Here is a 15,128-nt window from a genome sequence, read left to right as displayed (position 1 = left end):
CGGTAAGGCGAGGCGATGAAAAAGATTTTTCTGCAAATTGGCGCCACCCGCGACGGGCAAAATCCTTACTGCGCGGTGGCGAAGCGCGACGGCTATTTTACCGTGCTGGCTGAAATGGGTGATTTCGTCGATTACCAGTCGTTAAGCCTGGCTCTGCCGTTTGATCTGATCATTCGCCTCGATCGCCCCGAGAATCCCTGGGAGGTGATGCAGGCCTATCTGCACGCCGGTTTACTGGCGCATCCGCTGGTGGTGCTGGCGGGCTTTGAAGCCTACAACGCCAGCGCCGGACGACTGCGCGAGATGCTGGCCGGGCCGGATGCGCCCGCTGCCTTTATTCCGCTGGATAAATATGCGCAGCGTATGGCGCTGAAAAAAGCCTGGCCGCGCTTCCCGCAGCCGGAGTTCCGCTTTTTCGCCTCGCCGCTCAGCATTCTGGATGCCGGACAGGCGCTGATCTATCCCTGCGTCGTAAAACCGGTGGATGGCGGCGGCGGCCTGGGTATCTGGCTGATTGAGCATGCCGATCAGCTGCATAGCGTAGTGAAACAGCTGGTGCAGACCATGAACTACGGCGGACGCGGCTTCAGCGGCTTTATTGTGGAAAGCGCGCTGATCGGCGATGAGTTTTCATTGCAGGGCGTGGTGCATCAGGGACATCCCCAGGCGCTGACCTGCTGCCAGAAGGTGATTGAGCAGCACCGGGATGCTGAGGGGTGCGTCAGCTTTTATGAGTCGGGGCATGTGGCGATGGCGGCAGCGGCCCTGCCGGTCTCGTTCAGCAGCCTGATGACCTTCTGTTGCGAAACCTTTGGCTACCGTCAGGGTGCATTTCATATCGATTTTATTGTGGTCAACGGCGTGCCGCATTTCCTGGAGATGGGGTTCCGGCTCTCCGGCATGGGTGTGGCGACGCTGGTGCAGGAGGCGACCGGCATCAACTGGGCGGAAGTCACCTTCCGGCTGGAGGCGGGTGGCGCATTGCCCGCGTTTGCCTTAACCACACCCGGTGCGGTCGGCCAGCTGCGGTTGCGGCAACCGGCGCAGCTGCAGGCTGCCGAACGCTGGATCGATCAGCATCAGCAGGGCGCGTTGTTACCGCCACTCAGATTGCCTGCGTTACAGGTTTCGTCACGCTCATCGCTCTATGCCGACCTGACGCGTCACGCGGGCATTCTGGCCACTTTCAGCCTGACGGCCACAGCGCGTGAGCCGATTATGACCACTTTCCAGCAGGTGATTGCCGCGCAGCCGGTGGCGGCCAGGAGAGATAAAGTATGTGCAGGATGATTCTGGCGCATGGCCGGTTCGACAGCGCAGAAATTCTGGAGGCGGCGCGCGCCATGAGCTGCGGTGAAAGCGCCGAACACGATGGCCCGATCAAATCACACCCTAACGGCTGGGGCTGTCTGTGGCTCGAAGAGGGCGAGATTCGTACCCTGCACGGCACCGGCGAGTTCGCAGAAGCGCTGCCGGGTATCGATGTGGATCGCCTGCGCAGCCGGTTTCTGGCGGTGCATGTGCGGCACGCCACGCTGAGTAAAAATCAGGGACTGGCGTTTTCTCATCCGCTGTGGCGCAACAGCGCCGGACATCAGTGGTACATGATGCATAACGGCTTTCTGCCGACGATTTACCGTCAGCTCGGTCTGGCCGAATCGCGCTTCGATTCAGAAGAGTATCTGCGTTATCTGGTAGATCAGACCACGCCTGCCGATTTCACCCGCGACTATCTGCGCGCAAAGATGGCGCAGGTAGAGCCGGGCGGCAGCGCAGGGAATGCCATTTTCGTCACCCGTGACAAAGCCTGGGCGTGGCAGTGGTATCCGCACGACACGCCCTGGCCCGACTATTTTACGATGCATTTTCAGCAACAGGATGGTTGCACGCTGATCGCCTCTGAACCCGTGGCAATACCAGGCAGCGCTGGCAACTGGCGGCGAATGAACAATCATGAACTCTATGAAATACCGTTTAGGGAGTGATAAACATGGCAATTTTCAATCAGTTCCGCGTGATTAATCCCAACATGTTTGTGGAATCGACCTGGCTGGATGACATCGTTACCGCACGGGTGCCGCTGCTGGTGCTGCGTAATTTCCTGACGCCAGAGGTGCGGGAAGCGGTGGTGACTGACCTGCAGAGCTGCCGGGAAAAGATCCGTGTCTCCCACTATCCCAATGGCGCGCTGACCACGCTCGGCCCCTATCTGGCGCGTCATACTGCGGCTCCCGATAACTACTTTACCGAGCTGCGCGATATCCAGCCGGCGTTGCCGCCCTCGCTGAATACGCTGCGCGAACAGATTTACCGCTGGGTTCAGCATGCGCTGCGGCTGGAAAGTTTACGCATCGCCCACGAACCGGGTTGTGGAGACTATGCCGGTTCTATCGTGCGCTTTCATGCCAATGGCGTCGCGAACCCGCTGCATAACGACAATATCGTGCGCGACGCCGCAGAGACCTCGCTGGTGGTGACGCAAATCCTGCATCAGCTCAGCTGCGTAGTCTGCCTGCAGGAGTGCAACGCGGGCGGAGCACTGCGTATCTACAACAAAAAGTGGTCGCCGGAGGATGAGCAGTTCAAAACCGTCGGGGAGCTGGGTTATCGCAGTGGGGTGATCGAAAACAGCGAGATCTGCGAATTTTCACCACGCAGTGGCGATATCTATCTGTTTAATCCTGCGTTTTATCATGAGATCGATCGGGTCGAAGGCGATACCCGTATCACCATGGGTTTCTTTTTCGGGCTGACCGATAAAAAAATGAAGCACGCTATCGCCTGGAGTTAAGCCGGGTCGTGCCAGAACAGGAGAAGGGAATGACGACGTTTGAAAAAATCACTGCGCTGCTGGATCAGCAGCAGGCCAGCTATCGCGTGGTGGAACATGAGGCGATAGGGCAGACCGAACAGATCAGCCAGATACGCGGTAACCTGCTGGGTCAGGCGGCCAAAGCGATGGTGCTGGAGGTCAGCATGCCGGACGGTGCGCCATCGCGTCAGCTGCTGGCGATAGTGCCGGGCGACTGCCGGATCAATTTCAAAAGTGCGGCGCGCGCCATCGGCGGCAAAAAATCCTCTTTCGCCGCTCCGGAGCTGGCGCAGGCGCTGACGGGCTGTGTGATGGGCGCGGTACCGCCGTTTAGTTTTGATGACCGGCTGGCGCTGCGGGTGGATACCCGGCTGCAACAGGTCGGAACGTTATGGTTTAACGCGGGCGAACTGGATAAGTCGATCGCGCTGGCTGTAGATGATTATTTTCGCATCGTGGGTGAAGGCTGCTGTGCCGATATCGCGACCCCCATTGCGGTCACCGCCTGACGGCAGGACAAGGAGTTTCTGATGTCGGTAAAAGATATGCTGTTAGCGCTGTGCGTGGTGGTGGCGTGGGGCGTCAATTTTGTGGTGATCAAGCTGGGGCTGCAGGGTATGCCGCCTTTTTTGCTCGCCGGGCTGCGTTTTACCCTGGTCGCCTTTCCCGCCATTTTCTTTGTCCGTCGCCCGCCGATTCCGCTGCGCTGGCTGGTGGTTTATGGCATGACCATCAGTTTTGGTCAGTTCGCCTTTCTGTTCCTGGCGATCAAGCTCGGCATGCCTGCCGGTCTGGCCTCGCTGGTGCTGCAGGCGCAGGCATTCTTTACCCTGTTGCTGGGCGCGTTGTTGCTGGCGGAGAAGCTGCGCTGGAATCATATCGTCGGGATTATCATCGCTACGCTGGGGATGTTTTTGCTGGCAACGGCAGGCATGGAAGGGCAGACCAGCGCCGGTATTACGCTGACCACCATGATGCTGACGCTGTCGGCGGCGCTCTCATGGGGGCTGGGTAATATCACCAATAAGATTATTATGCGGAACCGCAGCGTGCCGATCATGTCACTGGTGGTCTGGAGTGCGCTGGTGCCGATCGTTCCTTTCTTTGCCTGTTCGCTGCTGTTTGATGGTCAGGCCGCCATCGTTTACAGCCTGCTGCATATCGGCCTGCAGACCGTGCTGGCGCTGTTCTATCTGGCATTTGTCGCCACCATTGTGGGTTACGCCATCTGGGGGAATCTGCTGAGTCGCTACGAAACCTGGCGCGTCGCGCCGCTGTCGCTGCTGGTGCCGGTGGTGGGGATTATTACCGCCGCGCTGGTGCTGGATGAGCATCTCTCCGGGCAGCAGATGCTGGGTGCGGTGGTGATTATACTGGGGCTGCTGGTCAACGTGTTTGGTGGCGTGCTGGGTCAGCGCTTAGCGATGCGAACGCAGCCGTAAGGGTAAATCTGCCTTCAGATATAAGGGCAAAAAAAACGCCGCTAACGCGGCGTTTTTAATGACTGTTTCAGAACCTCAATATTACTTCAGAATCTCAATACGGCGTGGTTTCGCCTCTTCCGGCACCAGACGTTCAAGATCGATGCTCAGCAGACCATTCTCGAGACGGGCATCGCGCACCACAATGTGGTCGGCGAGCTGGAATTTACGCTCGAAGTTACGCTCGGCGATACCCTGATACAGGTATTTACGCTCGGTCTGCTCTTCAGGATGGGCACCCCGCACGATCAGCACGTTATCGTGCGCCGTGATATCCAGTTCGCTCTGAGCAAAACCGGCCACCGCAATAGTAATGCGGTAGTGATTTTCATCGACCAGTTCAACGTTATAGGGAGGATAGCCGCCATTGCTCTGATTCTGATTAGATTCGAGCAGGTTAAACAGGCGATCAAAACCGATAGCAGAGCGATAAAGTGGGGTGAGATCAAAATTACGCATATTAAGACTCCTGAATTTCAGCAAGTTTTGGCAACCTTCCACTACTGGACAGGCTGGATACGGCACCCCACTGTCCCTTGCGGCAACGGTGAGTGCGTCCGTAAACTAAAAATGGGTGCCACAAGACCATTTTCAAGAGGGTGAAATGCAATTTTTTTCGCCAAATTGTGGAAATGGCATACACTCAGGACTACTTTTGCCAGACCCAGACGGACTTCGCCCCAGAGTGTTGACGTTGTCTGGCAAGCAAACTCAGCCAGGCTTATGCCATGACTGAAGGGATGATGATGATGAAATTGATGAAGACCTTACCTCTGGCTGGAGTGGTGTGCTGCGCAATGGCAACAACCGGCTGTTCCAGCGTGATGTCTCACACAGGTGCGAGTCAGGGCTACTATCCAGGCACCCGTGCCAGCGCTGATATGCTGTCCGATGGTGATACCAGCTGGGCGCTGAAGCCGCTGGCGTTAATCGATCTTCCTTTCTCTGCCGTGCTGGATACGCTGCTGCTGCCGTGGGACTACTACCGCAGCGACAAAGATAAATCTCTCGACTCTCCACGTGAACGCATCCTGCAGAGCGAAAGGCTGGCGCATACGCAGGAAAGCCTGGCGCAGGCGCAGCCTATGCCTCCTATGCGGTCACTGCCGCAACCGTAAAGAGTTGCCGCCAGCCATTCACCTCACGCATATAAGCAATCTGTGTACCATCAGGTGACCAGACCACCGCGTCACCTGATGGCGCCTCTTCCGTTCTGCGGGTCAGACGCTGACACGCGCCGCTCTCAACGTCACATCGCATCACGCTGTTATCGCAGACAAAAGCGATCGCCTGGCCGTCAGGATGCCAGCTAAAGGCGGACTGAATGCTGTGGCTGAGTCGGGTGATCTGACGCGGTTCGCCGCCGTTGGGGGAGACCGTCCAGAGCTGGATCACCTCTGCGGCATCCGCCATCAGAAACGCTATCTGGCTGCCATCCGGTGCGGCGCGCAGCCAGTGGCGTGGTTGCAGAGCCACGCCACGGCTGTGCGTCAGGCGACGCTGCTGCACGCCAGCCGGTGGCGCAGGTAACTGCTGGCTGCTGCCCTCCATCGGCATCTCTCCGGCGCGAGCGTAATCCTCCAGCGCATCAGGCAGATCAACAATAAAAACTTCAGGCCGTTTTTCGCCCTGCGCCGTCAGCGTGTCGCCAATAAAGGCGATCGCCCAGCGCTGCCAGCTGCCGTCCGGCTTCTGGTAGCCACGCTCACCGACCCAGCACTCCTCACAGGCACGATTAATCTGGTCACTGCCTGGCAGCGGTTCCGCATGCGTCTGGCTTACCAGCAGGCAAAAAAAGGTGCCGTCATATTCGCGCGGATGCTGCTTTTCGGGCGTTACCGCGCAAAGGGGCACCGCGATGCCGACGTTGCGCAGATCGAGCCGGCTATCCAGTTCGTGCATCACGTGGTCATTGTAGGTAAAGCTCAGGCGAGAACCATCGGGACTGAAGACATGTACATGCGAGCCGCCACGCAGCGCGCCAGGGGTAAACGGCGGCGTGATATCGCAGGCATCCAGATTCACCGCTGCACAGTTCTGAACGATCACCCCGCGCCGGTGGTGGAAGTCATACTGCCAGTTGGCATCGGGATGTTCCGGGCCATGAATGCAGACGTAGCGCGGTGGCAGATCGGGACTGACCGTGACGACGCCGACGTGAGCACCATGCCGGGCCTGATAGAGCACCTCCACCTCACCGGTCATCACATTGACCCGCTCAATGGTCTGACTGGTAAACGACGCGCCCGATGGACGAACGTCAAACGCCAGCCACTGGCTGTCGGCAGTCCAGACATTAATATTGGTGAGCTGATGCTGACGGGCAGCAAAGGTGATCTGTTTTTCTGACATGATGAAACCCACGGAGAAAGAGTTGCCCGACAAATTACGCGATTCTGTTTTGCGGTGCAGCATTTTTGCCGGGTTAGGGGATCCGGGCCGAAGCGGCCCGGCAGAGAACAGGCCGTTACAGCACTAACTCTTCGATGGCATGCGCGACGCCATCTTCCATATTGGTTTTGGTGATGAACTGAGCAATTTTCTTAACAGAGTCAATGGCATTCCCCATTGCGACACCCGTTCCTGCGTATTCAATCATCGCCAGGTCATTCTCCTGATCGCCAATCGCCATCACTTCTTCCTGCTTCAGGCCGAGCTTCTCAGCCAGCATTTTGACGCCCTGGCCTTTATTCACCCGACGATCGAGGATTTCCAGGTAATAAGGCGCGCTCTTCAGGATGGTGTAAGTCTGCTGAGCATGCCCGGGCAGGCGGGCAATCGCTGCGTCGAGCAGAGCGGGCCGGTCGATCATCATCAGTTTCGGGAAGCGCATGGCACGATCCATCTCCTCCACCGCGCGGTAGCGCACCGGAATGCCGGTCAGGCTCGCTTCATGGATGGTGTATTCGCTGATGTCTTTGTTAGGGGTATAGAGATGGGTTTTGTCGAATGCCTGGAAATGTACGCCAAGCTCACGCGCCAGGTTCTCGATGTAGAGGTAGTCGTCAAAGGTCAGCGTCACTTCCGCCACGCACTCACCATCTTCGGCCTGATGAACCAGCGCACCGTTGTTGCTGATCGCGTACTGGCCGGGCGTCTGCATATCCAGTTCCATGAGATAGCGCTGGATACCCACAAACGGCCGGCCGGTGGTCAGAACAATCGACACCCCTTGCTGACGGGCGCGATCCAGGGCGGATTTCACCGCCGGTGTGATCTCATGTTGCGGGTTGAGCAGGGTGCCATCCATGTCGATAGCGATCAATTTAATAGCCATAGAGTCCTCGTAGCGTCTGGGTTTTGTTCAATGCTAGCGCGATTCAGCGCACATTGACCAGTTTCATGGCAGGCGAGAACGGCCAGCTGACCGCCAGCTTCAGGCGGTAAAGAGATCGCGGTGGATTTTAATCACGGCTTTTCGGATTGTTGCGGGTTCGCCAGGGGCGCAGCAGGGACGATGGATATCGTGCGGGAAAAAGAGCGCGAACATGCCGGGCATCAGCGTAATCACAGACTCATTCAATATCTTCTGATAAAAAACGACGTCTCGCTGCTGGGCAAAATCTTCGGTGATGTGCTGGTCGGGATGGGCACGGGCCACGCCAATATTTTCGGTGCCTGCCAGCAGATACTGAATATCGATGTAGTTGAAGTGGGACTCCGCTTTGCGTGCGCTGGCCGGTTCGGTCATCATCTCCTGCACCAGACAGAACATTTTGTTGTCGGGCAGGATCTCATATTTGCCGGTTTCCAGCTGGCTGAAATCTGTGCTGGCAATCCAGCTTATCGCCTGATCGACTACCGGATGAAAGGCGTGACGTTCTCTGTCCCAGTCGTGACGATCGCAAACAATCATGGTGTTACTCCCTGTGTGGAATAGTGCGCGGTAAATGCGCAAAGAGGGGCAAGAGTAAGGGAGCTGACCGGGTTAAAACGTGATCGGGATCGCAGCATGCGGGCAGGAAGGCACGCCCTGGCGGGTTTTCCGCCCGGACGGCACAAAAAAAAGGCCATCACCTGGGTGATGGCCTTTCATCTCTGATGCCGGTTAAATATCGATATTGGCGGCTTTCAGCGCATTTTCTTCGATGAAGGCGCGGCGCGGTTCGACCGCATCGCCCATCAGGGTAGTGAACAGCTGATCAGCGCCAATCGCATCTTTAATGGTGACGCGCAGCATGCGACGGCTGTCTGGATCCATGGTGGTTTCCCACAGCTGCTCCGGGTTCATCTCGCCCAGACCTTTGTAGCGCTGGACCGAGAGGCCGCGACGCGACTCTTTAATCAGCCACTCAATCGCCTGTTCGAAGCTTGCCACTGGCTGACGACGCTCGCCACGCTCGATGTAAGCATCCTCTTCCAGCAGACCACGCAGTTTGCTGCCCAGGGCGCAGATTTTGCGATACTCAGGACCCTGAATGAAATCAGCATCCAGCGGATAGTCAGTATCTACACCGTGGGTACGGACGCGCAGTACCGGCTCGAACAGGTTTGATTCGCGGTTTTCACGCACCTGTGCCAGATAGGTGCTGCCGTGCGCTTCGCGTTCAGTCAGATAGCTCACCAGACCATTCAGCCAGGTTGTAACCTCTGCTTCGCTGGTCAGGTCGCTCAGCGTGTCGTGATAAATCATCGCACGCAGCATGGCCATCGGATAACGGCGCTCCATACGCTTGATCATCTTCTGGGTGCTGTTGAAGTCAGTGACCAGCGTCTCCAGCGGCTCACCGCCCAGCGCCGGCGCGCTGGCATTGGTGTGCAGCGTCGCGCCATCAAGCGCGATAGCGATCTGGTATTGATCCATCGCTTCATCATCTTTGATGTACTGCTCCTGCTTGCCTTTCTTCACTTTGTAGAGTGGCGGCTGGGCGATATAAACGTGGCCGCGCTCAATGATTTCAGGCATCTGACGATAGAAGAAGGTCAGCAGCAGGGTACGGATGTGCGAACCATCGACGTCGGCATCGGTCATGATGATGATGCTGTGATAGCGCAGCTTGTCCGGGTTGTACTCGTCGCGACCAATACCGCAGCCCAGCGCGGTGATCAGCGTGGCCACTTCCTGGGAGGCGAGCATTTTGTCGAAACGCGCTTTCTCAACGTTAAGAATCTTACCTTTCAGCGGCAGAATCGCCTGGTTTTTACGGTTACGGCCCTGTTTGGCCGAGCCGCCTGCGGAGTCACCCTCCACCAGGTAGATTTCAGACAGCGCCGGGTCGCGCTCCTGGCAATCCGCCAGTTTGCCTGGCAGACCCGCCAGGTCCAGCGCGCCTTTACGGCGGGTCATTTCACGGGCGCGGCGTGCCGCTTCACGGGCACGGGCGGCGTCGATGATTTTGCCGACTACAATTTTGGCGTCTGATGGGTTTTCCAGCAGGTATTCAGCCAGCAGTTCATTCATCTGCTGCTCAACCGCTGTTTTCACCTCGGAGGAGACCAGTTTATCTTTGGTCTGCGAGGAGAATTTAGGATCCGGCACTTTCACCGAAACCACAGCGATCAGACCTTCACGGGCATCATCACCGGTGGCGCTGACTTTGGCCTTCTTGCTGTAACCCTCTTTTTCCATATAGGCATTCAGGGTACGGGTCATCGCTGAACGGAAACCGGCGAGGTGTGTACCGCCGTCGCGCTGTGGGATGTTGTTGGTAAAGCAGTAGATATTTTCCTGGAAGCCGTCGTTCCACTGCAGCGCCACTTCCACACCAATGCCATCTTTCTCGGTAGAGAAATAGAACACGGTAGGGTGAATCGGGGTTTTGTTTTTGTTGAGGTACTCAACAAACGCCCGGATGCCGCCTTCATAGTGGAAGTGATCGCTTTTGCCATCACGCTTATCATCCAGACGAATCGACACGCCGGAGTTCAGGAATGAGAGTTCACGCAGGCGTTTCGCCAGGATGTCATACTCAAAATCGCGCACGTTGGTAAAGGTTTCGTGGCTCGGCCAGAAACGCACACGGGTCCCTGTAATGTCGGTCTCACCCGTCACCGCCAGTGGTGCCTGCGGTACGCCATGGACGTAAATCTGCTGATGCACTTTGCCTTCGCGACGAATGGTCAGCTCCAGCTTCTGCGACAGGGCGTTAACCACGGAGACGCCCACGCCGTGCAGGCCGCCGGAGACTTTATAGGAGTTATCATCGAACTTACCGCCAGCATGCAGCACGGTCATGATCACTTCAGCGGCAGAGATGCCCTCTTCTTCGTGAATACCGGTAGGAATGCCGCGCCCATCATCCTGCACCGATACGGAGTTATCAGCATGGATGGTGACCACAATGTCACTACAGTGACCAGCGAGCGCTTCGTCGATTGCGTTATCCACGACCTCGAATACCATGTGATGCAGACCGGTACCGTCATCGGTATCGCCGATATACATGCCCGGGCGTTTGCGTACCGCATCAAGTCCTTTCAGGACTTTAATACTTGAGGAGTCATAAGAATTCGACATCAACGTTTCTCGCTCATTTTAATCTTCAGGTTGAACCGCTATTTTACCCTGTTCCACGCGGAACATCTTGCCCTTTTCGTCGGTCATGTCGATTACATGTCCGGCAGAAATTGCGCTGACAAATACCTGAGCCTGAGTGGCTTTTAACCGTTCCGCCAACAGGCGTCGGCGGCTCTCATCCAGCTCAGAAGCAAAGTCATCAATGAGGTAAATACAGCGGCGTCCGCTCTGGCTTGTCAGGAACTCGCCCTGTGCCAGACGCAATGCACACATCAGCAGTTTTAACTGCCCGCGTGAGAGTAAATCTTCTACCGGCGTCCCTTCAGCCCGAATACGAAAATCCGCTTTATGGGGGCCGCTGGCGGTATAGGTCAGTGCGCGATCGCGCTCAAAGTTACGTTCCAGCAGTTCGGCGTAGTCGCTCTCTTTGTCCCAGCCACGCTGGAATGAGAAGCGCAGCTCAAATTCCGGCAGAAACTGGCCACAGGTGGCGGTGATCTCCGCTGAAATCGCCGCACTGTATTCCGCCCGCCACTGGCTGATCTGTTCAGCCAGCGGAACCAGCTCCTGATCCCAGGGACGAATCTGGCTGTAGCGTGAGACCTGGCGCAGCGCCGCGTTCCGCTGTTTAAGCAGGCGGCGCATGTTGTTCCAGGCGTTAAAAAAGCCGGGGGTGTTATGAAAGCAGCCCCAGTCGACATAGGCTCTGCGATATTTGGGGCCGCCATTCAGCAAACTAAAGCCTTCAGGGGTGATTAACTGCATCGGCAACAGCTGCGCCAGCTCCGCGACCTTATGACCATCGCTGCCATCAATGCGCACTTTGCTGTCACCGGCACGGTTTTTGGTCAGCCCGACTGAAATTTCCCGCTCTTTGTTTTCCAGACGCCCATGCAGCACAAACGCCGCCTCATCGTGACGAATCACGCGTCCCGCCTGCAGGCTGCGAAACGAACGGCCATGCCCCAGAGTATGAATCGCTTCTAAAACGCTGGTTTTACCACTGCCGTTGGCACCAACCAGGAAATTAAAGCCGGGTGCCAGCTGCAGGTCAGCCTGCTCAATATTACGAAAATCTTTGATAAGAAGGCGGGTTAAAGCCATGAATCAGTCCAGCGTGAAGGGCAATGATCGGGATGAAATGGTTTTGCCTTATAAAAATTCAGGTCTTACCTTTAACAATCCAGGGCGTCGACGGCGAAGCAGGTTTGCCCGATACCTCAGTCACCAGGCCGTCGGCGTCGCCGCCAGTCTGGTTCCGGCCAGCGCGCAGGCCCTGGGAGCATACTGAAGTATGTGACCAGGGGCGAGCACTGCCCGGAATCAGAATGGCAAGTAAGCCAGGCCGATATATTCTACAAGCGCATGGGCATGACGACATAGGCCGCTGCCGGACTCGCCACATCCTCAATCTGCACGCTCGACACCGAATCGGTCAGCAGCAGACGGACGTTTTCGCACTTCAGCGCGTTCAGCACATCCAGCACGTAACTGACGTTGAAGCCAATCTCCAGTTCCGTGCCGTTGTAGCTGACATCCAGCATCTCTTCCGCTTCTTCCTGTTCAGGGTTATTGGCGGTGATCTTCAGCTGATTTTCGGTGATATAGAGCCGAACACCGCGGAACTTCTCGTTAGAGAGGATAGCGGCGCGGGCAAAGGCCTGTTTGAGCAGATCGCAGCCCGCTTCCAGCGCTTTGTCCGGATTCTTCGGCAATACGCGACGATAATCGGGGAAACGACCATCAACCAGCTTAGAGGTAAAGATGTAGTCGCCGACATGCGCACGGATATTGCTGCCGCCAATCTGAACCTGCAGCGGAGTATCGCCGCCATCCAGCAGACGCAGCAGTTCAATCACGCCTTTGCGCGGCACAATCACCGAATGACTCGGCAGCGCCTGACCAATCGGCATGGAGCAGACAGCCAGACGGTGACCGTCAGTGGCCACGGTGCGCAGCTCTTCCCCTTCGGTTTCAAACATCATGCCGTTGAGGTAGTAACGCACATCCTGATGCGCCATCGAAAACTGGGTGGCTTCAATCAGCCGTTTCAGCGTTGCCTGTGGCAGGGTGAATTCAACCTCACTCTGCCAGTCGTCAAGATTGGGGAAGTCACTGGCGGGCAGGGTCGACAGCGAAAAACGGCTGCGGCCAGAGCGCACCAGCATGCGATCGCCTTCCAGTGCCAGAGTAATTTCTGCGCCATCCGGCAATCCGCGACAGATATCGAGGAATTTACGCGCCGGAACGGTGGTGGATCCAGGCTCATGTGCCTGAGTCAGCGCCACGCGTGCGACCATCTCCATTTCCAGATCGGTACCGGTCAGCAACAGCGAACCTTCAGTTACCTGCAGCAGCAGGTTTCCGAGGATCGGCAGCGTCGGACGACCACCCAGGGGGCCACTTACTTGTTGCAGCGGCTTCAGCAACTGCTCACGTTCAACAATAAATTTCATAGCGTCAGGAAGATAATGTTCTGATGAGATTAGAGAAATCTTCTTTGATATCGTGGCTCTCTTCACGCAGCTGCTCAATCTTGCGGCAGGCATGAAGCACCGTTGTATGGTCGCGCCCCCCAAAAGCATCGCCAATTTCTGGCAAGCTATGGTTGGTTAACTCTTTCGCCATCGCCATCGCCATCTGGCGTGGACGTGCCACCGAGCGCGAACGGCGCTTGGAAAGCAGATCCGCCACCTTAATTTTGTAGTACTCAGCCACGGTCTTCTGAATATTATCGATGGTGACCAGCTTTTCCTGCAGCGCCAGCAGATCGCGCAGCGCTTCGCGCACGAAGTCGATGGTAATCGCCCGGCCAGTAAAGTTGGCATTGGCGATCACGCGATTCAGCGCGCCTTCCAGCTCACGCACGTTAGAGCGTAACCGCTTGGCAATAAAGAAGGCGACTTCACCAGGCAGACGGATGTCGTTCTCATCCGCTTTTTTCATCAGGATCGCCACACGCGTTTCCAGCTCAGGCGGCTCGATCGCCACCGTTAAACCCCAGCCGAAACGTGATTTAAGACGATCTTCCACCCCGTTGATCTCTTTTGGATAGCGATCCGAGGTGAGGATGATCTGCTGGTTGCCCTCTAATAAGGCATTAAAGGTGTGGAAGAACTCTTCCTGCGATCGCTCTTTATTAGCAAAGAACTGAATGTCATCGATCAGCAGCGCATCTACCGAACGGTAGTAGCGTTTGAACTCTTCAATCGCATTGTTCTGTAGTGCTTTAACCATGTCCTGCACGAAGCGCTCGGAGTGCATATAAACCACTTTTGCATTGGGTTTTCGGGCAATGATGCCGTTGCCCACCGCATGCAACAGGTGCGTTTTACCGAGACCGGTGCCGCCATACAGAAACAGCGGGTTGTAAGCGCCGCCTGGATTATCCGCCACCTGACGTGCCGCCGCGCGCGCCAGCTGGTTAGATTTACCCTCGACGAAGTTATCGAAGTTATGACGGTTGTTCACATTTGAGCGATAGGTGACGTCGGCCGGAGCCGGGACATTATCCCAGCTGGGACGCATGATCTGCGTCGGGGCCGGACGAATATGGCTCTGTACGGGCATCACGGGCGCGCTGACGCTGGCCATTACAGGCTGGCTGACCGCTGCCGCCTGCTGCTGAACCGGGCGCGTTCCCACTTCAAAACGCAGCGTGGGCACGTTTGGACCGCAGAATTCATTCAGCAGTGCATTGATACTATTAAGGTATTTGTCCCGAACCCAGTCGAGTACGAAGCGATTTGGAGCATACAAGGCAAGCGTATTGTCGTTTAACTCAGCCTGCAGTGGACGGATCCACATGCTGAATTCGGTGGCAGGAAGCTCATCCTGCAAACGGGCAAGACACTGTTGCCAAAGCGTAAGTGACACGGCGGACTCCACTCGTACAAATTCGAAAAGAATAGTAGGCGTTACTCTAAGAAACGTTCATTTTTGACACAGACGCTAAGAAAGCGCCTGCGACCGCTATCAGCGGTTTTCCGTCCTGCAATCACCGGAGGATCGTCAGCGGAAGGGCGGATCATAGCGCAAAGCGAGGCAGAGATCTTCCCTTTCTACACAGTTTTGATCCTTTTTATCCACAGGCCAGAGGCGCGCAAAGAAGTTTACGCCAGTTGCGGGAAAAACCAGCAGGGATCTGGCGCAATCCATTAAAATTTCGGGCGACATCTCATTTTATCCCCAGGATCCGGCAAGCCGATCGCAATAAGATCCCGTGCGATCCTTGCGCTTTAGTGCGGAGCCCGTATAATTCTCCACCCGACATTGAGCCATCAGGCGCAAAGTCGGGACTCTGCGGGCTGTATGCGGGTTTTCAGGCACTATGACACGCGAAGTAAATTGACTCGGGACTGTACAATTATTACAATCC

General features: G+C 56.5%; 14 protein-coding genes. 6 read left to right on the top strand and 8 right to left on the bottom strand.

Going from position 1 to position 15,128, the window contains the following annotated elements; translation table 11 throughout:
- Positions 1-15 precede the first annotated feature (15 nt).
- Genes OK409_RS14110 through OK409_RS14090 form a run of 5 tightly spaced genes read left to right on the top strand, consistent with a single transcriptional unit; the run spans position 16 to position 4,254 of the window.
- Positions 16-1,290 (top strand): ATP-grasp domain-containing protein, encoded by a 1,275-nt coding sequence (locus tag OK409_RS14110; RefSeq protein WP_236352023.1) that lies wholly within the window; start codon positions 16-18, stop codon positions 1,288-1,290.
- Positions 1,278-1,985, top strand: a complete 708-nt coding sequence (locus OK409_RS14105; protein ID WP_167430506.1) for a class II glutamine amidotransferase — start codon at positions 1,278-1,280, stop codon at positions 1,983-1,985. Before OK409_RS14110 ends, OK409_RS14105 begins: the two co-directional genes overlap by 13 nt.
- A gap of 5 nt (positions 1,986-1,990) precedes the next feature.
- Positions 1,991-2,791, top strand: coding sequence for a hypothetical protein (locus OK409_RS14100; RefSeq protein WP_022624803.1), 801 nt, complete (start codon positions 1,991-1,993; stop codon positions 2,789-2,791).
- 29 nt (positions 2,792-2,820) lie between these two features.
- Positions 2,821-3,321: a YbaK/EbsC family protein gene (locus OK409_RS14095; protein WP_010258916.1), complete on the top strand. Its 501-nt coding sequence runs from the start codon at positions 2,821-2,823 to the stop codon at positions 3,319-3,321.
- Between the two features lie 21 nt (positions 3,322-3,342).
- Positions 3,343-4,254: an EamA family transporter gene (locus OK409_RS14090; protein ID WP_033773205.1), complete on the top strand. Its 912-nt coding sequence runs from the start codon at positions 3,343-3,345 to the stop codon at positions 4,252-4,254.
- A gap of 81 nt (positions 4,255-4,335) precedes the next feature.
- Here the strand turns inward: OK409_RS14090 and ibpA are convergent, their stop codons facing one another.
- Positions 4,336-4,752, bottom strand: coding sequence for a small heat shock chaperone IbpA (gene ibpA, locus OK409_RS14085; RefSeq protein ID WP_010258920.1), 417 nt, complete (start codon positions 4,750-4,752; stop codon positions 4,336-4,338).
- A gap of 290 nt (positions 4,753-5,042) precedes the next feature.
- Here ibpA and OK409_RS14080 point away from each other — a divergent pair, with 290 nt between their 5' ends.
- Positions 5,043-5,411 carry a YceK/YidQ family lipoprotein gene (locus OK409_RS14080; protein WP_223564587.1) on the top strand — a complete coding sequence of 123 codons (369 nt, stop codon included), beginning with the start codon at positions 5,043-5,045 and terminating at the stop codon, positions 5,409-5,411.
- Here the strand turns inward: OK409_RS14080 and OK409_RS14075 are convergent.
- The 7 genes from OK409_RS14075 to dnaA all read right to left on the bottom strand — a co-directional run bounded on the left by OK409_RS14075 (position 5,386) and on the right by dnaA (position 14,626).
- Complete coding sequence (locus tag OK409_RS14075; RefSeq protein WP_264367168.1) at positions 5,386-6,645, bottom strand: DUF3748 domain-containing protein; 1,260 nt, start codon at positions 6,643-6,645, stop codon at positions 5,386-5,388. The two genes, OK409_RS14080 and OK409_RS14075, sit on opposite strands and share 26 nt — an antisense overlap.
- A 115-nt stretch (positions 6,646-6,760) precedes the next feature.
- Entirely contained in the window at positions 6,761-7,570 is an 810-nt protein-coding gene (gene yidA, locus OK409_RS14070; RefSeq protein ID WP_010258924.1) for a sugar-phosphatase, read from the bottom strand.
- A 99-nt stretch (positions 7,571-7,669) separates the two neighbouring features.
- On the bottom strand, positions 7,670-8,149 hold the full coding sequence (locus OK409_RS14065) for a YhcH/YjgK/YiaL family protein (RefSeq protein WP_010258925.1): 480 nt from the start codon (positions 8,147-8,149) through the stop codon (positions 7,670-7,672).
- Between the two features lie 192 nt (positions 8,150-8,341).
- A complete protein-coding gene (gene gyrB, locus OK409_RS14060) occupies positions 8,342-10,750 on the bottom strand; it encodes a DNA topoisomerase (ATP-hydrolyzing) subunit B (RefSeq protein WP_010258926.1) in 2,409 nt (802 codons plus the stop codon).
- Between the two features lie 18 nt (positions 10,751-10,768).
- Complete coding sequence (gene recF / locus OK409_RS14055) at positions 10,769-11,854, bottom strand: DNA replication/repair protein RecF (RefSeq protein ID WP_010258927.1); 1,086 nt, start codon at positions 11,852-11,854, stop codon at positions 10,769-10,771.
- Between the two features lie 251 nt (positions 11,855-12,105).
- The gene (dnaN, locus tag OK409_RS14050; protein ID WP_010258930.1) at positions 12,106-13,206 is read right to left on the bottom strand and encodes a DNA polymerase III subunit beta; all 1,101 of its coding nucleotides are present in this window, start codon (positions 13,204-13,206) and stop codon (positions 12,106-12,108) included.
- 4 nt (positions 13,207-13,210) lie between these two features.
- On the bottom strand, positions 13,211-14,626 hold the full coding sequence (dnaA, locus tag OK409_RS14045) for a chromosomal replication initiator protein DnaA (RefSeq protein ID WP_010671615.1): 1,416 nt from the start codon (positions 14,624-14,626) through the stop codon (positions 13,211-13,213).
- Between the last annotated feature and the right edge of the window lie 502 nt (positions 14,627-15,128).

Origin of the sequence: Pantoea sp. RG18 (assembly GCF_025910075.1) — a bacterium.
GTDB lineage: Bacteria > Pseudomonadota > Gammaproteobacteria > Enterobacterales > Enterobacteriaceae > Pantoea > Pantoea agglomerans.
Note: the sequence above shows the minus strand (reverse complement) of the source record. Positions and strands in the feature narration are given on the sequence as shown.